The organism is Thermus composti (genome assembly GCF_014647535.1).
Classification (GTDB): domain Bacteria; phylum Deinococcota; class Deinococci; order Deinococcales; family Thermaceae; genus Thermus; species Thermus composti.
Window position 1 is genome coordinate 1 of record NZ_BMPJ01000009.1, and the last position, 19,370, is coordinate 19,370.

General features: G+C 68.0%; 18 protein-coding genes. 7 read left to right on the forward strand and 11 right to left on the reverse strand.

Going from position 1 to position 19,370, the window contains the following annotated elements:
- Positions 1 to 222: 222 nt before the first annotated feature.
- On the reverse strand, positions 223 to 1,008 hold the full coding sequence (panB, locus tag IEX93_RS04665; RefSeq protein WP_188847015.1) for a 3-methyl-2-oxobutanoate hydroxymethyltransferase: 786 nt from the start codon (positions 1,006 to 1,008) through the stop codon (positions 223 to 225).
- Positions 1,009 to 1,038: 30 nt separating this feature from the next.
- Here panB and ruvB point away from each other — a divergent pair, with 30 nt between their 5' ends.
- Both ruvB and IEX93_RS04675 read left to right on the forward strand, forming a co-directional pair.
- The gene (ruvB, locus tag IEX93_RS04670; protein WP_188847167.1) at positions 1,039 to 2,010 is read left to right on the forward strand and encodes a Holliday junction branch migration DNA helicase RuvB; all 972 of its coding nucleotides are present in this window, start codon (positions 1,039 to 1,041) and stop codon (positions 2,008 to 2,010) included.
- Complete coding sequence (locus tag IEX93_RS04675) at positions 2,007 to 3,041, forward strand: DUF4388 domain-containing protein (RefSeq protein WP_188847016.1); 1,035 nt, start codon at positions 2,007 to 2,009, stop codon at positions 3,039 to 3,041. Before ruvB ends, IEX93_RS04675 begins: the two co-directional genes overlap by 4 nt.
- A 79-nt stretch (positions 3,042 to 3,120) precedes the next feature.
- Here the strand turns inward: IEX93_RS04675 and IEX93_RS04680 are convergent, their stop codons facing one another.
- Positions 3,121 to 4,476 (reverse strand): tetratricopeptide repeat protein, encoded by a 1,356-nt coding sequence (locus IEX93_RS04680; protein WP_188847018.1) that lies wholly within the window; start codon positions 4,474 to 4,476, stop codon positions 3,121 to 3,123.
- Positions 4,477 to 4,549: 73 nt separating this feature from the next.
- Here IEX93_RS04680 and ftsH point away from each other — a divergent pair, with 73 nt between their 5' ends.
- On the forward strand, positions 4,550 to 6,400 hold the full coding sequence (gene ftsH, locus IEX93_RS04685; RefSeq protein ID WP_188847020.1) for an ATP-dependent zinc metalloprotease FtsH: 1,851 nt from the start codon (positions 4,550 to 4,552) through the stop codon (positions 6,398 to 6,400).
- Between the two features lie 161 nt (positions 6,401 to 6,561).
- Here ftsH and ddl read toward each other — a convergent pair whose 3' ends face one another.
- Complete coding sequence (ddl, locus tag IEX93_RS04690) at positions 6,562 to 7,536, reverse strand: D-alanine--D-alanine ligase (RefSeq protein ID WP_188847022.1); 975 nt, start codon at positions 7,534 to 7,536, stop codon at positions 6,562 to 6,564.
- 21 nt (positions 7,537 to 7,557) lie between these two features.
- On the opposite strand from ddl, the gene IEX93_RS04695 reads away from it, so the two are divergent.
- Both IEX93_RS04695 and ribF read left to right on the forward strand, forming a co-directional pair.
- Complete coding sequence (locus IEX93_RS04695) at positions 7,558 to 8,055, forward strand: NUDIX domain-containing protein (protein ID WP_229906095.1); 498 nt, start codon at positions 7,558 to 7,560, stop codon at positions 8,053 to 8,055.
- Positions 8,033 to 8,917 (forward strand): riboflavin biosynthesis protein RibF, encoded by an 885-nt coding sequence (ribF, locus tag IEX93_RS04700; RefSeq protein WP_188847026.1) that lies wholly within the window; start codon positions 8,033 to 8,035, stop codon positions 8,915 to 8,917. Before IEX93_RS04695 ends, ribF begins: the two co-directional genes overlap by 23 nt.
- Here the strand turns inward: ribF and gcvPB are convergent.
- From gcvPB to IEX93_RS04740, 8 genes are all read right to left on the reverse strand, one after another.
- Positions 8,914 to 10,338, reverse strand: coding sequence for an aminomethyl-transferring glycine dehydrogenase subunit GcvPB (gene gcvPB, locus IEX93_RS04705; protein WP_188847028.1), 1,425 nt, complete (start codon positions 10,336 to 10,338; stop codon positions 8,914 to 8,916). The two genes, ribF and gcvPB, sit on opposite strands and share 4 nt — an antisense overlap.
- Positions 10,335 to 11,651 (reverse strand): aminomethyl-transferring glycine dehydrogenase subunit GcvPA, encoded by a 1,317-nt coding sequence (gene gcvPA, locus IEX93_RS04710; protein WP_188847030.1) that lies wholly within the window; start codon positions 11,649 to 11,651, stop codon positions 10,335 to 10,337. Before gcvPA ends, gcvPB begins: the two co-directional genes overlap by 4 nt.
- 105 nt (positions 11,652 to 11,756) lie before the next feature.
- Complete coding sequence (gcvH, locus tag IEX93_RS04715) at positions 11,757 to 12,143, reverse strand: glycine cleavage system protein GcvH (protein ID WP_060384663.1); 387 nt, start codon at positions 12,141 to 12,143, stop codon at positions 11,757 to 11,759.
- Between the two features lie 18 nt (positions 12,144 to 12,161).
- On the reverse strand, positions 12,162 to 13,211 hold the full coding sequence (gene gcvT, locus IEX93_RS04720; RefSeq protein WP_188847032.1) for a glycine cleavage system aminomethyltransferase GcvT: 1,050 nt from the start codon (positions 13,209 to 13,211) through the stop codon (positions 12,162 to 12,164).
- A 15-nt stretch (positions 13,212 to 13,226) separates the two neighbouring features.
- Positions 13,227 to 14,951: an ATP-binding protein gene (locus IEX93_RS04725; protein ID WP_188847035.1), complete on the reverse strand. Its 1,725-nt coding sequence runs from the start codon at positions 14,949 to 14,951 to the stop codon at positions 13,227 to 13,229.
- Positions 14,948 to 15,829: a DNA double-strand break repair nuclease NurA gene (locus IEX93_RS04730; RefSeq protein WP_188847036.1), complete on the reverse strand. Its 882-nt coding sequence runs from the start codon at positions 15,827 to 15,829 to the stop codon at positions 14,948 to 14,950. Before IEX93_RS04730 ends, IEX93_RS04725 begins: the two co-directional genes overlap by 4 nt.
- 4 nt (positions 15,830 to 15,833) lie before the next feature.
- Positions 15,834 to 17,564 carry an NAD-dependent malic enzyme gene (locus IEX93_RS04735; protein ID WP_188847038.1) on the reverse strand — a complete coding sequence of 577 codons (1,731 nt, stop codon included), beginning with the start codon at positions 17,562 to 17,564 and terminating at the stop codon, positions 15,834 to 15,836.
- Between the two features lie 37 nt (positions 17,565 to 17,601).
- Entirely contained in the window at positions 17,602 to 17,937 is a 336-nt protein-coding gene (locus IEX93_RS04740; protein ID WP_188847044.1) for a metal-sulfur cluster assembly factor, read from the reverse strand.
- A gap of 193 nt (positions 17,938 to 18,130) precedes the next feature.
- Here IEX93_RS04740 and IEX93_RS04745 point away from each other — a divergent pair, with 193 nt between their 5' ends.
- Both IEX93_RS04745 and IEX93_RS04750 read left to right on the forward strand, forming a co-directional pair.
- Positions 18,131 to 18,823, forward strand: a complete 693-nt coding sequence (locus tag IEX93_RS04745) for a TerC family protein (protein ID WP_188847047.1) — start codon at positions 18,131 to 18,133, stop codon at positions 18,821 to 18,823.
- Positions 18,793 to 19,356 carry a DedA family protein gene (locus IEX93_RS04750; protein WP_188847049.1) on the forward strand — a complete coding sequence of 188 codons (564 nt, stop codon included), beginning with the start codon at positions 18,793 to 18,795 and terminating at the stop codon, positions 19,354 to 19,356. Before IEX93_RS04745 ends, IEX93_RS04750 begins: the two co-directional genes overlap by 31 nt.
- The last annotated feature ends 14 nt before the right edge of the window (positions 19,357 to 19,370 follow it).

Sequence of the window (19,370 nt, forward strand, 5' to 3'; positions counted from 1 at the left end):
GGTACCAGATACGGGCTGCGCCCGCAAGGGGAGATTTACCACGAAACGGAGATGTGGGTAAAGTCCTGCATACACGAACCCCCTTCGGGGCCCCTGCCCTGGCGAAAGCCGCGGCGAGATACTTAAGTGGCCGCACGATGGTTTCGCGACATGGAACGCCCGAAATGAGCTTGGGAAGCTCCCTTTGGGGCCCCCACCGCGGCTTTAGCCGCGGTGGGGCACTCAAAAGCTGTGCTCCTCCCCCGGGAAAACCCCCTGGCGCACCTCCTCGGCGTAGCGGGTCAAGGCCTCTTGGATGAGCCTGCCCCCCTCCAGGTAGCGCTTCACGAAACGGGGTTTGAACTCCCCGTAAAGCCCCACCACGTCGTGGAAAACCAGAACCTGGGCGTCGGTGTGGGGGCCGGCCCCGATCCCCACGGTGTGGATGGAAAGCCTTTCCGTGATCTCCTTGGCCAAGGCGGTGGGAACCATCTCCAAGACCACCCCGTAGGCCCCGGCCGCCTCCAGGGCCAAGGCCCCCTTGAGGATCCTTTCCGCCTCCTCCGGGCGTTTGCCCTGGAGCTTGTAGCCCCCAAGCTGGCTTGCCGTCTGGGGGGTGAGGCCCACGTGCCCCAGGACCGGGACCCCGGCCCGGGTGAGGCCGGCCACGATCTCCGCCACCTCCTCGCCGCCCTCCAGCTTCACCGCATCGGCCCCGCCCTCCTTAAGAAGGCGCTCGGCGGACGAAAGGGCCCGGTCCAAGGTGGCGTAGGAGAGGTAGGGGAGGTCGGCCACCAAGAAGGTGTTGGGGGCGCCCCTCCGGGCGGCCTTGGTGTGGTGGAGGATCTCCTCTAGGATCACGGGCACCGTGGAGGGGTAGCCCAGGACCACCATGCCCAAGGAGTCCCCCACCAGGATGGCGTCCACCCCGGCGGCCTCGGCGAGCCTGGCCGTGGGGTAGTCGTAGGCGGTAAGGTAGACGAGCCTCTGCCCCTTGGCGTTTCGGAAGTCCTTGACCGTCTTCCGCACGGGGAAAGGCTATCATGAAAGGGCGTGGACGTGCAGCTGGACTTAAGCCTAAGGCCCAGGACCCTGGACGAGTACATCGGCCAGGAGCGCCTGAAGCGGAAGCTCAGGGTTTACCTCGAGGCCGCCAAGGCCAGGGGGGAGCCCCTAGAGCACCTCCTCCTTTTCGGCCCCCCGGGCCTCGGCAAGACCACCCTGGCCCACGTGATCGCCTATGAGCTCGGGGTGAACCTCCGGGCCACCTCTGGGCCGGCCATAGAGAAACCGGGGGATTTGGCCGCCATCCTGGCCAACTCCTTGGAGGAGGGGGACATCCTCTTCATTGACGAGATCCACCGCCTAAGCCGCCAGGCGGAGGAGCACCTCTACCCGGCCATGGAGGACTTCGTTATGGACATCGTCATCGGCCAGGGGCCGGCGGCGAGGAGCATCCGGCTGGAGCTACCCCGCTTCACCCTCATCGGGGCCACCACCCGCCCCGGCCTCATCAGCGCCCCCTTGCGGAGCCGCTTCGGCATCGTGGAGCAGCTGGAGTACTACTCCCTGGAAGAGCTCGCCCAGGGCATCCTCCGGGACGCCCGGATCCTCGGGGTGCGGATCGCCGAGGAGGCGGCCTTGGAGATCGCCAAGAGGAGCCGGGGCACCATGCGCATCGCCAAAAGGCTTTTCCGCCGGGTGCGGGACTTCGCCCAGGTGGCGGGGGAGGAGGCCATCACCGAGGCCCGGGCCCGGGAGGCCCTGGAGGCTTTGGGCCTGGACGAGCTGGGCCTGGAAAAAAGGGACCGGGAGATCCTGGAGGTCCTCATCGGCCGCTTCGGCGGGGGGCCCGTGGGCCTCACCACCCTGGCCACCGCCCTCTCCGAGGACCCGGGCACCCTGGAAGAGGTCTACGAGCCCTACCTGATCCAGCAGGGCCTCCTCAAGCGCACCCCCAGGGGAAGGGTGGCCACGGAGCGGGCCTACCGCCACCTGGGCTACCCACCCCCGGCCGAGCCCCTCCTATGATCCGGGGAAGCCTGGCGGAGCTGGAACTGGGGGAGCTCTTAAGGGCTCTGGCCGCCGCCCGGAAGGATGCCGTGGTGACCTTCCAGGGCCGGATCTACGGCCGGGTCCACCTCCTGGGGGGGCGGATCCTCTACGCCCGCACCGAGCCCGGGCCCCATCTGGGGGAGTACCTGGTGCGCCTCGGCCACCTCTCCCTGGAGGAAGTCCAGGAGCTTGTGGAGCGCCAGGGGCGGGAAAACCCCGGGACCCCTTTGGGGGCCTTGGCCCTGGAGCTCGGCCTCATCGGAGAGGAGGAGCTTAAGGAGGCCCTCACCGCCCAGGTCCTCGAGGCCCTGGCCACCCTCCTGGGGGAAAGGGAGGGAAGCTTTCTGGCCGAGCCCCTGGCGGAGGGAAGCCAGGTGGCCCTGCCCCAGACCCTGGACACCGAGGCCCTCCTCATGGAGGCCGCCCGCCGCCTGGACGAGTGGCGGCGGGGCCAGGTGGACCCCGAGGAGGTCCTCCACCTGGTGGAAGACCCCACCCGCCACCCCCTCTCCCCCGAGGCCTGGGCGGTTTTGGAGCACCTGGACGGGGTGCGGCGGGCCAGAAGCGTGGCCCTCCTCTCGGGCCTCTCCGAGGAGGAGGTCTACCACCTCCTCCACGAGATGAAAAGCCGGGGCCTCCTCCGCCCCTCCACCCTCCTCGCCGAGGACCCCCTGGTCCTGGTCCTGGCGGAAAGCGGGGTGGTGCGGCGGCTTCTCCTTTACCTCCTCGAGGCGCACCGCTTCCGGGTCCAGCTGGCCAAGGACCTGGAGATGGCCCTAAGGCTCCTCAAGGAAAGGCCCAAGGGCATCATCCTCCAAGGGGGAAAGGCCCTGGAGATGGCCCGGAGGATCCGGGCCCACCCCGAGGGCAGGCTCGCCTCCCTCTACCTGGTGAGCGAGACCCCCCCGGGCCTCCTCTTCCGCCCTTTGCGGGTCCTCCACCTCCCCAAGCCCCTAAGGGCCCAGGAGGTCCTGCGCCTCCTCAGCCCCTTGCGCCCGGGGAGCTAAGGGGCCGCACGGTGGTCTCGCAGCATGGGGTACCCGAAAGGGGGCTTGGGAAGCTCCTTTTGGGGCCGCGGTGGGGTACTTAGTTGGGGCGGCGGCCCCCCTTAAGCAGGGCCTCGGCCCGCTCCTTGTAGGCGAGGAGCGCCCCCCGCCACTCGTCCGAGGGGTGGACGTGGGGCAAGACCGCCTCCGCCCGGGCCACGATCTCCTCGGGGAAGCGGTAGCCCAGCTGGGCCAGGGTGTCCACCACCATCTCCTGGGCCCCCACCCACTCCCGGCTCCCCTCCTCCGCCGCCTCGGCCGCCCGGCGGTAGTGGGCCAAGGCCTCCTCGAGGTTCATGAGGTCGTAGGCGATGTGCCCCAGAATAAGCTCCCCCGCCGCCAAGGCCCCCTCCCGGATGGCCTCCCGGGCCAGATCCTCCGCCTCGGCGTAGCGCCCCTGGCGGTAGAGGGCCTCGGCCAGGTCGGCTAGGGCCTCGGCCCTATAGGGGTAGCCCTCCTCTTGGAGAAGGGCCCTAAGGTGTTCCTCGGCCTCGAGGTAAGCCCCGTGGTCCAGGGCCGCCACCCCGAGCTCGTGGAGCGCGTAGGCCCGCTCCCCCTCCCCGGCCCGGGCCAGGGCCTCCCGGAAGGCGGCCACCGCCTCCGGGTAGCGGCCAAGCTGCAAGAGGATCTGCCCCTGAAGGAGGGGGGTGCCGTAGGCCTTGTGGCCGCTTTCCTCCTCCTTTTCCAGGGCCTTGTGTACCTCCTCCAGGGCGCGGTTGGGGTTGCCCAAGGCCAGGTGGGCCCGGGCCAGGAGGTAGTGGCGGGTGGCGGCGTCCTCGGCGCTTTCCCCCTCTCCCACCTCGGCCTCGGCCCGCGCCAAGGCCTCTAGGGCCCGCTCCCCCTCCCCCGCCTCCACCCACATGGCGGCGGCGTCTAGAAGGAGCCAGTACCGCTCAAGCCCCAGGGCGAGCCCCGCCCCCCGCTCGTAGGCGCTGGCGGCCTCCCGGGGGTGGCCAAGCCGCTCCCAGATCCTCCCCTTAAGCCCCTCCGCCCGCCAGGCCAGAAAGGCGGGGAGGCCCTCCTTGAGGGTCTTCAGGGCCTCCTCGAGGCGGCCTAGATAGAAGAGGGCCTGGGCCTGGTGATAGCGGGCCCGGGGGTCCTCCGTGGGGGCAAGGAGGGGCAGGACCTCCCGCTCGGACCGCCCCTCCAGGGCGAGGAGCTCGGCGAGAAGGGCCCGGTAGCGGGGATCGTGCTCTATGGGGCCTAGCTCGTAGGCCTCCTCCAAGGCCCGGTGGGCCCGCTCAAGCCCTTCCTCGCCGTAAAGGCTATAGACCTCGGCCAGGAGCAAAAGGGCCTCCTTGGCCTCCTCCCCGGAGCCGAAGAGGGCCTTCCGGGTGAGGAACTCTATGGCGGTGTCGTAGTCCCCTTGGTGCAGGGCCTCGAGGACCCCCCTCATCGCCGCCTGAGCATACCATAGCCCTCCATCCGCCCCGGGAAAAGGCGCTACCATAAGCCCAGGGAGGTAGACCTTGCCGCAGCGGTTTAACCCTTTTCCCCTAATTCTCTTGCTCCTCATCGGCTACCTGGCCTACACCGCCTTCGTGGGGCCACCCGCCCCCACCCTCTCCTACACGGAGTTTCGGGAGTGGGTGCGTCAGGGGCAGGTGGCCGAGGTGACCCTGGAGGAGAACCGGATCCTGGGCCTCCTCAAGGCACCCCAGCGCTTCCCCACCCCCCAAGGGGGGACCCGGGTGGCGCAGCGCTTCCAGGTGCCCTTGCCCCCCGCCCAGGTCCAAGACCCCGACCTTCTCCGCTTCCTGGAGGAAAACGGGGTCAGGATCGTCACCAAACCCCCTTCCTTCTGGCCCCAGCTCCTCCTCTACCTAGGCCCCACCCTCCTCCTCATCGCCTTCTTCTGGTTCTTCTTCATGCGGGCCCAGGGCGGAGCGGGCCAGGTGATGCAGTTCGGCCAAAGCCGGGCCAAGCTTTACGGGAAGGAACGGAAGGTGAACACCACCTTCAAGGACGTGGCCGGGCACGAGGAGGCCAAGCGGGAGCTCATGGAGGTGGTGGACTTCCTCAAAAACCCCAAGAAGTACCTGGAACTGGGGGCCGAGATCCCTAAAGGTGTCCTCCTGGTGGGCCCCCCCGGGACCGGCAAGACCCTCTTGGCCCGGGCGGTGGCGGGAGAAGCTGGGGTGCCCTTCTTCTCCGTGTCCGCCAGCGAGTTCATGGAGATGTTCGTGGGGGTGGGGGCGAGCCGGGTGCGGAGCCTCTTTGAGGACGCCCGCAGGAACGCCCCCAGCATCATCTTCATAGACGAGCTGGACTCCATCGGCCGCAAGCGGGGAGCGGGCATCGGAGGCGGCCACGACGAAAGGGAGCAGACCCTAAACCAGATCCTCTCGGAGATGGACGGGTTTGAGAAGGACACCTCCGTCATCGTCCTGGCCGCCACCAACCGCCCGGATATCCTGGACCCCGCCCTGCTTCGCCCCGGGCGCTTTGACCGGCAGGTGGTGGTGGGCCTTCCCTCCCTGGAGGAAAGGAAGGAGATCCTTCTCGTGCACATGCGGGGCAAACCCATCGCCGAGGACGTGGACGCCCTGGAGCTGGCCCACCTCACCCCGGGGTTCTCGGGGGCCGACCTAAGAAACCTGGTGAACGAGGCCGCCCTCCTGGCCGCCCGGGAAGGGGAAAAGAGGATCCGCAAGGACCACTTCCTAAAGGCCCTGGACAAGATCGTCCTGGGCCTGGAGCGCCCCACCCTCAAGCTCTCCCCCGAAGAAAGGCGGGCCGTGGCCTACCACGAGGCGGGCCACGCCGTGGTGGGGGAGGTCCTGCCCCACGCCGACAAGACGGAGAAGGTTTCCATCGTCCCCCGGGGAATGGCCCTGGGAGCCCGCTGGAGCAAGCCGGAAGAAAGGGTTCTGGTCTCCCGGGAACACCTCATGGACGAGCTTTCCGTCCTCATGGCGGGGCGGGTGGCGGAGGAGCTCTTCACCGGCACCGTCACCACCGGGGCCCAGGACGACTTCAAGCGGGCCACGGGGATCGCCAAGCGGATGGTCCTGGACTGGGGCATGGGGGAGCACTTCAAGAACATCGCCTGGGGCTCGGACTCAGGACCCATCTTCCTGGGAGAGGAGATCGCCAAGAAGAAGGACCACTCCGAGGAAACCGCCCGCCTCATTGACCAGGACATCCAAAAGATCCTGAACGAGGCCTACGAGCGGGCCCGCAAGGTGCTTCTGGAGCACGCCGAGGCCATGCACCGGATCGCCGAGGAGCTCCTCCGGGAGGAGACCATCCCCGGGGAAAGGGTTCGGGCCATCCTGAAGGAGACCCAGGCGGTGCAAAGGGCCTCGGAGGAGGGGTAAGCCAGCCCGCGCCATGCCCGCCTACGCTTTCTTTCTCCAGAGGCCCCTTGCCCCGGGAAGGCGTGCTAGACCGGAGCCAAGAAGGAGGCCAGGTGAGGTGCTGGAGGGTATCGGCTTCGGCCCCCAATGCCTCGTCCTTCGCTTCCTTTTTGGCCCGGCCTTTAGACCGGGGAGAGGGCCAGCTCCACCAAGCGCCGGAGAAGCTCAGGGTAAGGCACCCCCGCCGCCGCGAAGAGACGGGGGTACATGCTGGTGGGGGTGAACCCGGGGATGGTGTTGATCTCGTTCAGGTAGATCTCCTCCCCCACCAGGAAAAAATCCACCCGGGCCATGCCCCGGATGCCCAGGACCCGATAGGCCTTTAGGGCCAGCTCCTGCACGGTCTCCTGGGTGCCGGGGTCCAGGGGGGCCGGGATCAAAAGCTCCGCCCGGCCCGGGGTGTACTTGGTCTCGTAATCGTAGAAGGGGGCCTGGTAGCGCACCTCCCCCACGGGGCTCGCCTCCCCCCGCACGTTGCCCAAAACCCCCACCTCCAGCTCCCGCACCCCTAGAAGGGCCTTTTCCACCACCGCCTTTGGGTCATAACGGAAGGCCTCGGCCAGGGCCGCTTCCAGATGGGCGTAATCCTCCACCCGGGCGACGCCGATGCTGGAGCCGGTGTTGGCGGGCTTGACGAAGTAAGGGGGGTCAAAGGGGATAAAGGGCCTCTCCCCCCGGTAAAGGGCCACCCAGGGCACCACAGGGATCCCCGCCTGGGCCAGAACCCGCTTGGAGAGGTCCTTGTCCAGGCAAAGGGCGCTCGCCGCCACCCCCGCCCCCACATAAGGCTTGCCCAGAAGCTCCAAGAACCCCTGGACCGTCCCGTCCTCCCCGAAGGGGCCGTGAAGAAGGGGGAAGACCACCTGGTAGCGGTCCCAGTCCAAGGGCGGGGGGAAGGGGTGGTCCCCCGTGGGGGCCTCCTTGGCCCGGAGGGCCTCTTGGGCCCGCTCCCCCAAAAGCCAGCGGCCGTCCTTAGCGATCACCGCCAGGTCCGTGGGAAAGGGCATGTGGGCCAGCACCCCTTCGGCCGACCACAAGGAGACCTCGTGCTCCTGGCTCCTGCCGCCCGCGAGGAGGAGGATGCGGGGCTTCTCCATACCCCAAGCTTACCCGGTAGGATGGGGGGCGTGGGCCGCACCTACTTATACCGGGGAAGGATCCTGAACCTGGCCCTGGAGGGCCGCTACGAGATCGTGGAGCACAAGCCGGCGGTGGCGGTGATCGCCCTGAGGGAGGGGAAGATGCTCTTCGTCCGCCAGATGCGCCCCGCCGTGGGCCTCGCCCCCCTGGAGATCCCGGCGGGGCTCATAGAGCCGGGGGAGGACCCCCTCGAGGCCGCCCTGCGGGAGCTGGCGGAGGAGACGGGGCTTGGGGGGAGGCTCACCTACCTCTTCAGCTACTACGTCTCCCCCGGGTTCACCGACGAGAAGACCCATGTCTTCCTGGCGGAGGAGCTAAGGGAGGTGGAGGCCAAGCCCGACGAGGACGAGGCCATTGAGGTGGTCTGGCTGGAGCCGGAAAGGGCCTTGGAGATGCACCAAAGGGGCGAGGCGGAGTTCTCGGCCACGGGGCTTGTGGGGGTGCTCTACTACCATGCTTTTCTCCGAGGTCGCTGACGTCCCCAAAGGCCCCAAGGTGGTGGCCGTGGGCTCCTTTGACGGGGTGCACCTAGGCCACCAGCACCTCCTGCGCCAGGCCCTGGCCGAGGCCAAGGCCCGCAAAGAACCCCTCCTCGTCTACACCTTTGACCCCCCCACCAAGGTCTTCACCCGGGGGGAGGGCTTCCTCATGGACCTCACGGAGAAGGTGGAGGCCTTAAGGGAGGTGGGGGTGGAGCTCATCCTGGCGGTGCCCTTCAACGAGACCTTCGCCAAGAGGCCCGCGGAGGAGTTCCTGGAGGACCTAAAGGCCTTGGAGGCGAGCCGGATCTACGTGGGGGAGGACTTCCGCTTCGGGCGGGGGCGGGCGGGGGGGCCAGAGGAGCTAGCCCGGGTGGCCCCCACCCGCACCGTCCCCCTCCTAAGCCTTGGGGGCGAGCCGGTGAAGTCCAGCCGCATCCGGGCCCTCCTCCAGGAGGGCCGGGTGGAGGAGGCCCGCCACCTCCTGGGCCGCCCCTACGGGGCCTACGGGGTGGTGGTGGAGGGGGACCACCTGGGGCAGAGGCTTGGCTTCCCCACCGCCAACCTGGCCGTCCACCCCTTGAAGGTCCTTCCCCCCGGGGTTTACGCCGTGGAGGCGGAAGGGGCCTTCGGGCGGTACAAGGGGGTGGCCAACGTGGGGACGAGGCCCACCCTGGGGGGGGAAGAGAGGCGGTTTGAGGTCCACCTCCTGGGCTTCGCCGGGGAGCTTTACGGAGAGGAGGTGCGGGTGCGCTTCCTCAAGCGCCTCCGGGAGGAGAGGCGCTTCCCCAGCCTCCAGGCCCTAAAGGACCAGATCGCCGAGGACGTGGAGACGGCCCGGGCCTACTTCGGACTTTAGCCCTCGTCAAAGTAGGTGAGCTTGGGGCGCTTGTTGGCCCGAAGCTCGTCCAGGCGGCGGACCGGGGTGGTGTAGGGGGCGTTTTCCAGCCACTCCTTGGGCTTCCTTAAAAGCTCCCCCATGGCCTCGGCGAAGGCCTCGAGGGTCTCCTTGCTCTCGGTCTCCGTGGGCTCCACCATGAGGGCCTCCTTGACGATCAAGGGGAAGTAGACCGTGGGCGGGTGGAAGCCGAGCTCTAAAAGCCCCTTGGCCAGGTCCAGGGCGCGGAACCCCTGGGGGGGCTGGGCCACGAACTCGTGCATGCAAGGCCCGTCGTAGGGAATCCGGTAGCCCTTTTCCTTGAGGAGCTCCTTCAGGTAGCGGGCGTTGAGGACGGCGAGGGCAGCCGCCTTCTTAAGCCCCGGAAGCCCCAGGGTGCGGATATAGGCCCAGGCCCGCACCAAGGCCAGGAAGTTCCCGTAGAAGCTCCGCACCCTACCGATGCTCTTGGGCCGGTCAAAGTCCAGGTAGAAGCCTTCCTCTCCCTTTGCCACCAGGGGCACGGGGAGGTAGGGGGCGAGGTGGGCCTTCACCCCCACGGGGCCCGAGCCGGGCCCGCCCCCTCCGTGGGGCACGGTGAAGGTCTTGTGGAGGTTCAGGTGGACCACGTCAAAGCCCATGTCCCCGGGCCGGGCCCAGCCCATGATGGCGTTCAGGTTGGCCCCGTCGTAGTAGAGCTGCACCCCCGCCTCCTTGCAAAGCCGGGAGATCTCCAGGATGCGCCGCTCAAAGAGGCCTAAGGTGTTGGGGTTGGTGAGCATGAGGGCGGCCACGTGGGGGCCGAGCTCGCGCTTGAGGGCCTCCAGGTCCACCTCCCCGTCGGGCCCCGAGGGCACCTCCTTCACCTGGTAGCCCGCCATGCTGGCGGTGGCGGGGTTGGAGCCGTGGGCCGAGTCGGGTACCAGGACCACCCGCCTCGTCCTCCCCTCCCCCCGGTCCTCGTGGTAGGCCCGGATGACCAAGATCCCCGTGAGCTCCCCGTGGGCCCCGGCGGCGGGCTCCAGGGTGATGGCGTCCATGCCGGTGAGGGCCTTCAGGTACTCCCCGAGCTCCCACATGAGCGCCAAGGCCCCCTGGGCCGTCTTGGGGTCCTGGTAGGGGTGGAGGTCGGCGAAAAGCCTTGCCGCCTCCTCGTGGAGCTTGGGGTTGTACTTCATGGTGCAGCTGCCCAAGGGGTAGAAGGTGGTGTCCACCCCCACCTGGCGGCGGGAAAGCCCGGTGTAGTGCCGCACCAGGGTGAGCTCGTCCACCTCGGGCAGCCGAGGCGGGGCCTCCCGCAGGTACTCCTTGGGAAGAAGCGCCTCCGCCTCGGGTACCTCCTTGACCAGCTTAAGGCCGCGCCTTCCCTTGCGGCTCCGTTCAAAGATGAGGGGGTAGCTCATGCCAAAACCTCCGCCAAGGCCTTCTTGAGGGCGAGGAGGTCTTCCTCCTCGTGGAGCTCGGTGGTGGCGAAAAGGGCCAGGTTCTCCCCGTACTCCTCGGGCACAGGGGTGGCGGCGTGGAAGCCCCTTTGGACCAGGGCCTCCCGCACCGCCACTGGGGGCTTGGGAAGCCTCAGGGCGAACTCGTTGAAGAAAGGCCTCGGGGTGAAGGGCTCCACCCCGGGGATTTCCAAAAGGAGATCGTGAAGCCTCTGGGCCAGGGCCACGCCCTTCAGGGCCACCTCCTTAAGCCCCTCGGGCCCCAAAGCGGCCAGGTACATGGCCCCCATGAGGGCGATGAGCTGGGCGTTGGTGGTGATGTTGCTCTTGGCCTTGGCCCGCCGGATGTACTGCTCCCGGGCCTGGAGGGTGAGGATGTAGCCCCTTTTTCCTTCGGCGTCCACGGTCTCGGAGACGAGCCTCCCGGGAAGCTGGCGCACGAAGGCCTTTTTGGTAGCCAAAAACCCGAAGTGGGGCCCGCCAAAGCCCATGGGGAGGCCCAGGCTCTGCCCATCCCCCACGGCGATGTCCGCCCCGTAGGCCCCGGGGGGCTTGAGGACCCCCAAGGAGAGGGGGTCGGCCACCGCCACGAAAAGGGCCCCCGCCCGGTGGGCGGCCTCGGCAAGGGGCCCAAGGTCCTCCAGGGCCCCCAGGTAGTTGGGGTTCTGGGCCACCACCGCCCCCACCCCCTCCCCTACCTCGGGCGCAGGGGTCCTTCCCCCTTCCAGGGGGAGGGTTTTGAGCTCCGCCCCCACCGCCTCGAGGTAGGCCCGAAGCACCGCCCGGTACTCGGGGTGGACCCCCTGGGAGACGAGGACCCCCATCCTCCCCGTCTCCCTGAGGGCGAGGAGCACCCCCTCGGCCAGGGCCGTGGCCCCGTCGTAGAGGGAGGCGTTTGCGATCTCCAGCCCCGTGAGCTCGGCCACCATGGTCTGGTACTCAAAGGTGGCCTGCAACACCCCCTGGCTCACCTCGGGCTGGTAGGGGGTGTAGGCGGTGAGGAACTCCCCCCGGGCGGCCAGGGCCTGGACCACGGGGGGCACGTGGTGGCTCCGGATCCCGCCCCCCAGGAAGGCCTTGTGGGCGGGGAGGTTCTTCCGGGCAAGCCGCCTGAGCTCCTCCAGGACCTTCCACTCGGGCAGGGGCTCGGGGAGGTCTATGGGGGGGTTCAGGACCTCCTTGGGCAGGTGGGCGAAGAGGTCCTCCAGGGACGCCACCCCCACCCGCTTAAGCATCTCCCGGATCTCCTCCTCCGTGTGGGGCGTGTAGTCCATGTCTCCATCCTCGGGCAAAACCCCAGGGCCATCTGCCCCGGGGCCACAAAGCGCCCTTCCCGCCCTAAGGGGCGGGCGAGGGAAGGGGCTTTGGGACGCATCCCCCTAAGCCTCGCTTTCCAGGACCTCCTGGTAGCCCCCGGCGTCCAAGAGCTCGTCCAGGTCCCCCATGTCCCTGGGCTTCAGGCGGAAGATCCAGCCCTCCCCATAAGGGTCCTGGTTGACGAGCTCGGGGGTCTTCTCCAGGGCCAGGTTGACCTCCACGATCTCCCCGGCCACGGGGGCGTAGATATCGGAAGCGGTCTTGACGCTTTCCACCACCGCCACCGCCTCGCCCTTCTCCACCGCCCGGCCCACCTCGGGTAGCTCCACGTAGACCACGTCGCCCAAGGCATCCTGGGCGTAGTCGGTGATGCCCACCAACACCGTGTCCCCTTCGGGCAGGGCCCACTCGTGGGTTTTGGTGTAAAAGCGATCCTTGGGGATATCCATAGCGCCTCCCAACCCCCGCTATTTTAGCGGCACAAAGGGCAAGGGGCTAAGGGCGGCGGGGATCGCCCGGCCCCGGACCTCCACCTGGAAGGGCCCCTCGGCCCCCTCCTCCACGTAGGCCAAGGCGATCCCCTTCTCCAAAAGGGGCGAGTAGCCCCCGCTCGTCACCCGGCCCACGGGGCGCCCGCCGGAAAGGACCCGGTAGCCCTCCCGGGGGATGCCGGCCTCGAGGACGAGGCCCACGAGGCGCTCCCGGCAGGCCCCGGAAAGCATGGCCTCCTTGCCCCAAAAGTCTTTTTCCCTCTTCACCACCCAGGCCCAGGGGGTGCATAGGGGATTGGTCTCCTCGGTCAGCTCGTGGCCGTAGAGGGGAAAGCCCGCCTCGAGCCTTAAAGTGTCCCGGGCCCCAAGGCCCGCAGGCTTAGCCCCCGCCTCCACCAAGGCTAGGAAGACGGCCTCGGCGTCCTCGGGGGCGAGGAAGAGCTCAAACCCGTCCTCCCCCGTGTAGCCCGTGCGGGCGAGGCGGGCGGGGCGGCCCGCCACCCGGGCGGGGAAGACATCGTTCTTCCGCTTCTGGGAAAGGTCCTCCTCGGTAAGCCCCTGGAGGAGGGAGGCCGCCTTGGGACCTTGGAGGGCGAGGAGGGCGGTTTCCTCGGAAGCGTCCTCCACCTCCACGCGAAACCCCCGGGCCAGGGCCTTCAGGTGGGCCAGGTCCTTGGCGATGTTGGCGGCGTTCACCACCATGAGGTACTCCCTTTCCCCCAGGCGGTAGAGGTAGATGTCGTCCACCACCCCGCCCTTCTCGCTAGGGAGCATGGAGTACTGGGCCCTTCCCACCTTGAGCCTGCCCACGTCGTTCGCCGTGGCCCACTGCAAGAAGGCCAGGGCCTCCTCTCCCCGTACCAGAAACTCCCCCATGTGGCTCACGTCAAAAACCCCGGCCTCCTTCCGCACGGCCAGGTGCTCCTCCACGATGGAGGTGTACTGGAGGGGGAGGAGGTAGCCGGCGAAGGCCACCATCCGCCCTCCCAGGCGCAGGTGGGCCTCGTAAAGCGGGGTCTTCTTCATGGCAAGGCCATCCTACTAAAAAAGCTCCCGCCTTAGGGCCTCGGCGGAGTTGTCCTCCAGGACCTCTTCCCTCTTGGTGGCCCAGGCGGGGAAGGGGAAGCGCACCAGGAGGGGAACGGGGATCTCGGGCTGGTGAAGGATCACCGCCCCCTGGGGGAGGATCAGGGCCCGTTGGCGGAAGGAGGTGGGGAGGTAGCGGTACTCGGGCCTTTCCGCCTCGGCGGCGTCCAGACGGCCCACCACCCGGATGGCGGCGTTGGCTACCACCCGGCGCTCCACCTCGCTGGCCGTCTGCTGGGCCCCGATGAGGATCACCCCAAGGGAGCGGCCCCTTTCGGCGATGTCCAGAAGGACGTCCTTGATGGGGCCCTCCTCGTCCCGGGGGGCGTACTTGTTGAGCTCGTCCAAGACGATGAAGACCCGGCCCCTGTACTGCCCCCGCTCCTTCCTTTCAAAGATGTCCTTGAGGAGGCTGCCCACCACGAACATCTGGGCCTGGGGGGAGAGCTTGGCCAGGTCCACCACGTGGACCTGCTCCCCGGAAAGGGGGTCTGGGGGGTTTCCCGGGCGGTCCCCCCGGATCAGGTGGCCCACGTTCTCCACGCTGGCCTTGAGGCGGCGGACGAAGGCCTCCAGGGTCCCCCGGGCCTGCCTTGCGGTCCAGGTCTTGTCCCCCTCCCCTTCCCCGGTTTCGGGGCCCAGAAGCTTGTACTCCAGGTAGCGGACCAGATCCCCAAAGCTTTTGAGGCGCACCTTGCCCAGGGCGTCAAAGGAGATCTCCTCGGAAAGCTCCTCCCTGGGCCAGTCCTCCACCAGGAGGTGAGGGCCCTTCTGGCCCTGGGCGAGGCGCCTGAGCTTCTCCGTGAGGTGCTGGACCAAAAAGCCCAGGTTGGTGAGGAAGCCCCGGTCGGCGAAGAGGAAGGGAAGGAGCCCCTTCTGGCAGAACTGCACCAGGTCAAAGTGGTAGGCCCGGACCCCCTCGAGGCGGGTGTCCAGGTCGGGGACGTACCCCTCCTTCTTGGGCGGGGCCAGGAAGGCCACGCTTTTAAAGGGTGTGGGGGAAAGGCCAAGCCTTTGGTACTCCCGCCGGGCCTCCTCGGTGAGGCGGGCGTTGGGCTTGTCCAGGAAGAAGAGGTCCTCCCCCTTGACGTTGAAGAGGAGGACCTTGGCCTGGTGGGCGTCCTCCAGCACCCCGCTTTCCAGGAGGCTTTTCAGGAGAAAGGTGGCGTAGCTGGTCTTGGCGGCCACGCCGCTGATGCCGGAGATGTTCACGTGCCCGCCCTTGACCCCGTTTAAGAACTCCAGGTTAAGGTAGGCCACCTCCCCGTTTTGGAGGAGGCCGGCGGGGAGCTTGGTGCTCCCCCTTTGGTTCTTCATGGCGTCGTAGTAGAGGGCGAGCTCCAGGTCCTCTTCCTGGGCCAAGTACACGGAGGAGCCGGGGTCCGGGGGGAAAAACTCCTCGGGGAAGATCCGGGTCACGCTCACGTGGGCCACGTAGGCCAGGCTCACGGGGATCTTCCCCTCCACCGCGAGAAAGGTGTCGGTGTCAAAGCTCTCCCCCTCGTGGACCTTGGCCACGTGGTCCACCATGCCGAAGTAGCGCACCTTCCCCACCTTCGGGTGGTAGCCCTCCACCGCCACCAGGTCGTCCAGGCGCAAAAGCCCGTCCCCTTCCACCCCCACCCAGAACTCCAAGGGGGTGGCCTCCCGCCGGCCCAAGACCACGCCGATGCGCTTCACCTCGCACCTCCCAAGTACCTCGCCAGCATGCGGCCCACCACCTCGGGCCTGCCCATCCTGCGGGAAAGCTCCCGCTCAAGCCCCCCCACGGGCAGGAGGTTCTGGGGGGCCCTGGGGTCCTTCACCGGGTGGGAGGCCAAGGCGGGGAAAAGCCCCAAGGAGAGGTCGGCGAGCTCCAGGAAGGGGCCGGAAAGGGGCGTCTCCACCCGCAAAAGCCCCGCCAAGGGGGGGCGAAGCCCCTCCGGGGGCAGAGGCAGGCGCACATACCAGCTCGCGAGTTCCAGCCCCTTCCGGTGGATGCGGAAAGCGGGGGTGCGCTCCCCTGGGGCCAGGGCCTCGAGGAGGGTCTCCCGCTCCTTGGGCAGGTAGCGGACCCAGTGGGTCTTGATGTAGCCCAGGAGGGGGCCTTCCCGGAGAAGGCGCACGGGGCCGTCCACCACGAGAAGCCCCCCGGAAAGCCCCTCGGCCACCTCCTTCTCCAAGGCCTCCCGGGCGGCGCGAAGCCCCGCCATTAGCCCCTCAAGCCCCTCGCCCAAAGGGGGGGCGGGCGCGTAGACAAGCTCCCCCACCTGAAGGGCCTCCTCCAGCCCCACCCCCACGCGGCGCACCCTCAGGCCCAACACCTCCACCCTTCCCCCCTTCAGGGCCACCGCCCCCGCGGCCACGCAGCCTAGGAGGGCCAGGCGGGGCCCCTCCGCCACCAGGGCCTCGGCCCGCTCCTTCCCGTCCACGAAGTAGAGGGGCTCGGGCCAGGGGGCCTTACCCCCCCGCCTCGCCTCCCAGGGCTCCTCCAGGGGCCGGAAGGCCTCGGGCTCCGGGAGGGAAGCGAACCCTTCCTGAAGCCCCATGGGCTCGAGGCGCAAGAGGCGCCAGGCCATGCCCCTAGATTACCGGGGCCGGGCGGTAGGGGAGGTACTTTGGCTCCCAGAAGCGGCTTTTGACGAAGGCCAAAAGCTCCTCCGGGGAAAGCCCCTGGATCCTCTCCTCCTCCGCCACCCCTTCCTCCAGGGCCTTTTGCATCACCCGGGCGGCCACGTAGGGGGAGACCTCCCGCAAGGCGCCCACCGGGGGGTAGAGGCGTTCGGGGAAGTGCTGGCGGGTGTAGTCGTAAAGGGCGTAGGCGGCCTCGAGGACCATCCCGTCCGTCACCTCCCGGGCCCGGGCCAAAACCGCCCCCAGGCCAAGCCCCGGGAAGATGAAGGCGTTGTTCCCCTGCCCTATGGGGATGACCCGGCCCTTAAACCCCACGGGGGGAAAGGGGCTTCCCGCCGCCACCAAAGCCCTCCCCTCGGTCCAATAGATGAGGTCATCGGGCAGGGCCTCGCTGGCGGAGGTGGGGTTGGAGAGGGGGAAGATCACGGGACGGGAGGTGTTTTCCAGCATGGCCCGCACCACGGGCTCGGTGAAGCTTCCCCCCTGGCCGGAAAGGCCCAAAAGCACCGTGGCCCGGGCGTTTTGGATGGTCTCCAGGAGGTTCGGAAACTCCCCCGCAAAGCGCCAGCCCCCTAGGCGCTCGGGTCTTTGGGCGAAGGGCCTTTTATAGGCCTCCATGCTCCGCCCCTCCACGAGAAGCCCCCGGGAGTCCAGGACGAGGACCCGGGCCTTGGCCTCCTCCTCGCTTAGGCCTTCCCGCTTCATCCCCTCCACCAGGGCCCAGGCCACGCCGATGCCGCCCGCTCCCGCCCCGTAGACCACCACCACCTGCTCGGAAAGCCTTTCCCCTTTCAGGCGGCAGGCGGAAAGGACCCCGGCTAAGGCCACGGCCCCCGTGCCCTGGATATCGTCGTTGAAGGAGGGGATCACCTTGCGGTAGCGCTCCAGGACCTGGAAGGCCGTCTCCTTGGCGAAGTCCTCCCACTGGACGAGGGCCTTGGGATAGCGTTTTTTAACGGCTTCCACGAAGCGGTCCAGAAACCGGAAGTAGGCCTCGCCCCTCAAGCGCCGGTGCCGCACCCCCAGGTAGAGGGGGTCCTGGAGCAGGTCCTCCCGGTCCGTGCCCACGTCCAGCTCCACGGGGAGGGTCTTGTCGGGGCCCACCCCGCCCACGGCGGTGTAGAGGGTGAGCTTGCCGATGCTGATGGCCATCCCCCCATAACCCTGGTCCCCGATGCCCAGAATGGCGGAAGAGTCCGTAGCCACGATGAGGCGCACCTCCTCGAGGGGGACGTTCTGGAGGGCTTCCTCTATACGGTCAATGTTCCGGGTGCTGGCGGTGAAGCCCCGGGGGTAGCGGTAGATGCGGGAAAACTCCCGCACCGCCTCCCCCACCGTGGGGGTGTAGAGGATGGGGAGCATCTCCTCTAGGTGGTCCACCAAAAGGGCGTAGAAGAGGACCTCGTTCCGGTCCTGGAGGTGGCGCAGGTAGATGTGCTTGTCCAGGGGGCTTTGGATCAGGCGGTAGCGGCGGTGGACCCGCTCTTTCTGCTCCTCCAGGGTGTTCACATGGGGAGGGAGGAGCCCTTCCAAACCCAAAGCCCGTCTCTCCTCCTCGGTGAAGGCCGTGCCCTTGTTGAGGAGGGGAAGCCTGAGGAGCAAGAACCCGGTAACGTAGGGTTCCAGGTAGCGCTCGCCCTTCTCGTCCCGCTTGACGTCGTAGTAGCGGCTAACCGGCATGGGCCTATTCTCCCACACCCAAAGCCCGGCCCGGGGTCTAGACGTTGAAGCCGAACATGCGCATCATGCGCTTGCCCTCTTCCGTCATGCGGGCGGGGGTCCAGGGCGGGGTCCAGACGAACTCCACGTTCACCCCCTGGACCCCGGGAAGGCGCATCACCGCCATCTCGGCGTCCGCCTTCACCACGTCCTGGGCGGGGCAACCGATGGCGGTGAGGGTCATGGTGATGTCCACCACCCCGTTCTCGTGGACCTCCACGTCGTAAACCAGGCCCAGGTCCACGATGTTCACCGGGATCTCCGGGTCGTAGACCACCTTTAGGGCCTCGAGGATTTCCTCCTTGGTGGGAAGCTCCTTCCGGGCCTCGTCCATGGCTTTGAGTATAGCCCCAAGGCCTCCACCCCTTCCCCCCACGGCCTCACTTTTGTATACTGGGACCCGGTTGGGGAGTAGCCCCAAACCGGCTTCCCGTCAGGACGGGCCCTAGGGCCCCGGGAAGCCGGGGGCGGAAAGCCCGGGCGAGACCACCGCGCGAAGCGGTGGTCCTTTTCTTTGGAGGTGGAAGATGGAGCTAAGCGGCGCCCTTTCGGCCATCCTGGCCCTGATCGTCCTCGAGGTCATCCTCTCCGCGGACAACGCCCTCATCCTCGGGGTCATGGTGCAAAAGCTTCCCGTCCACCTGAGGCGGAAGGCCCTCTTCTACGGGATCCTGGGAGCCTACGTGCTTCGGGGCCTCGCCCTCTTCTTCGCAAGCCTCGTCATCCAGCTCTGGTGGGCCCAGGCCCTGGGGGCGGCCTACCTCCTTTACATCGCCCTAAAGCACTTCCTGAAGCCCGAGGAGGCCCACGCCCCCCCACCCCTGGAGGTCTCCGCCGCCCAGTTCTGGAAGGTGGTGGCCCAGGTAGAGCTCATGGACCTGGCCTTCGCCGTGGACTCGGTCCTGGTGGCCGTGGCCCTTTCCGACAAGCTCTGGGTGATCTACACCGGGGTCTTCCTGGGGATTCTGGCCCTGAGGATGCTGGCAAGCCTGGTGGTCTCCCTCCTGGACCGCTACCCCCGCTTTTCCCACCTGGCCTACTTGGTGGTGGGCCTCGCCGGGGTGAAGCTCGCCGTAGGGGGCTGGGACAAGTTTGCGAAGGAGGTCCTCCACCGCCCCGAGATCGCTCTCGGCCTAGACAAGGAGGCCTTTAGCCTCCTTATCCTCCTCGTCCTCCTCTTGGGGAGCCTATGGGCCACGCGGGTGCCGAAGACCGCCTGACAGAGGGCCTTCTCTTCCTCGCCCCCCTCTCCCTCTTCCTGGAGACGGGGCTTCCCATCGGCCTCTTCGTCCCCGGGGGGGACACCCTTCTCCTCGCCCTGGGGGCTTGGGCGGCGGAAGGAGGCCTTAGGGCCTTTCCCCTCCTCCCCCTCCTCTTCCTGGGGAGCTTCCTCGGCCACCTTTTGGGCTACGCCCTGGGGCGCTACGGGGGAAAGGCCTTGAGGAAGCGGTTTCCCGATGACCTCTGGCAAAAGGGGGAAAGGCTTCTCCTCCGCTTCGGCCCCCTGGCCCTCCTCCTCGCCCCCTTCCTCGGGGGGGTGCGCACCCTCGTCCCCTTCCTCTTCGGGGCCCTGGGCTTTCCTTTGGGTCGCTTTCTCCCCCTGGTGGCCTTGGGAAGCCTCCTTTGGACCCAGGGGCTTTTCCTCCTCGGCTACCTCCTGGGGCGGCACCTCCCTCTTTGGGCCATCCTGGGGGGGCTTTTGCTCCTCGGGGCCTTGGGGCTCTTTTTCTCCAGGCGCCCCTCCCGCACCTGAGGTCAAGAAGACCT

Coding starts and splice junctions, on each gene's coding strand:
- IEX93_RS04675 (WP_188847016.1), top strand. CDS start 2,007: ATGATCCGGGGAAGCCTGGCGGAGCTGGAACTGGGGGAGCTCTTAAGG.
- IEX93_RS04680 (WP_188847018.1), bottom strand. CDS start 4,476: ATGAGGGGGGTCCTCGAGGCCCTGCACCAAGGGGACTACGACACCGCC.
- ddl (WP_188847022.1), bottom strand. CDS start 7,536: ATGGAGAAGCCCCGCATCCTCCTCCTCGCGGGCGGCAGGAGCCAGGAG.
- IEX93_RS04695 (WP_229906095.1), top strand. CDS start 7,558: ATGGGGGGCGTGGGCCGCACCTACTTATACCGGGGAAGGATCCTGAAC.
- ribF (WP_188847026.1), top strand. CDS start 8,033: ATGCTTTTCTCCGAGGTCGCTGACGTCCCCAAAGGCCCCAAGGTGGTG.
- gcvPB (WP_188847028.1), bottom strand. CDS start 10,338: ATGAGCTACCCCCTCATCTTTGAACGGAGCCGCAAGGGAAGGCGCGGC.
- gcvPA (WP_188847030.1), bottom strand. CDS start 11,651: ATGGACTACACGCCCCACACGGAGGAGGAGATCCGGGAGATGCTTAAG.
- gcvH (WP_060384663.1), bottom strand. CDS start 12,143: ATGGATATCCCCAAGGATCGCTTTTACACCAAAACCCACGAGTGGGCC.
- gcvT (WP_188847032.1), bottom strand. CDS start 13,211: ATGAAGAAGACCCCGCTTTACGAGGCCCACCTGCGCCTGGGAGGGCGG.
- IEX93_RS04730 (WP_188847036.1), bottom strand. CDS start 15,829: ATGGCCTGGCGCCTCTTGCGCCTCGAGCCCATGGGGCTTCAGGAAGGG.
- IEX93_RS04735 (WP_188847038.1), bottom strand. CDS start 17,564: ATGCCGGTTAGCCGCTACTACGACGTCAAGCGGGACGAGAAGGGCGAG.
- IEX93_RS04740 (WP_188847044.1), bottom strand. CDS start 17,937: ATGGACGAGGCCCGGAAGGAGCTTCCCACCAAGGAGGAAATCCTCGAG.
- IEX93_RS04745 (WP_188847047.1), top strand. CDS start 18,131: ATGGAGCTAAGCGGCGCCCTTTCGGCCATCCTGGCCCTGATCGTCCTC.
- IEX93_RS04750 (WP_188847049.1), top strand. CDS start 18,793: ATGGGCCACGCGGGTGCCGAAGACCGCCTGACAGAGGGCCTTCTCTTC.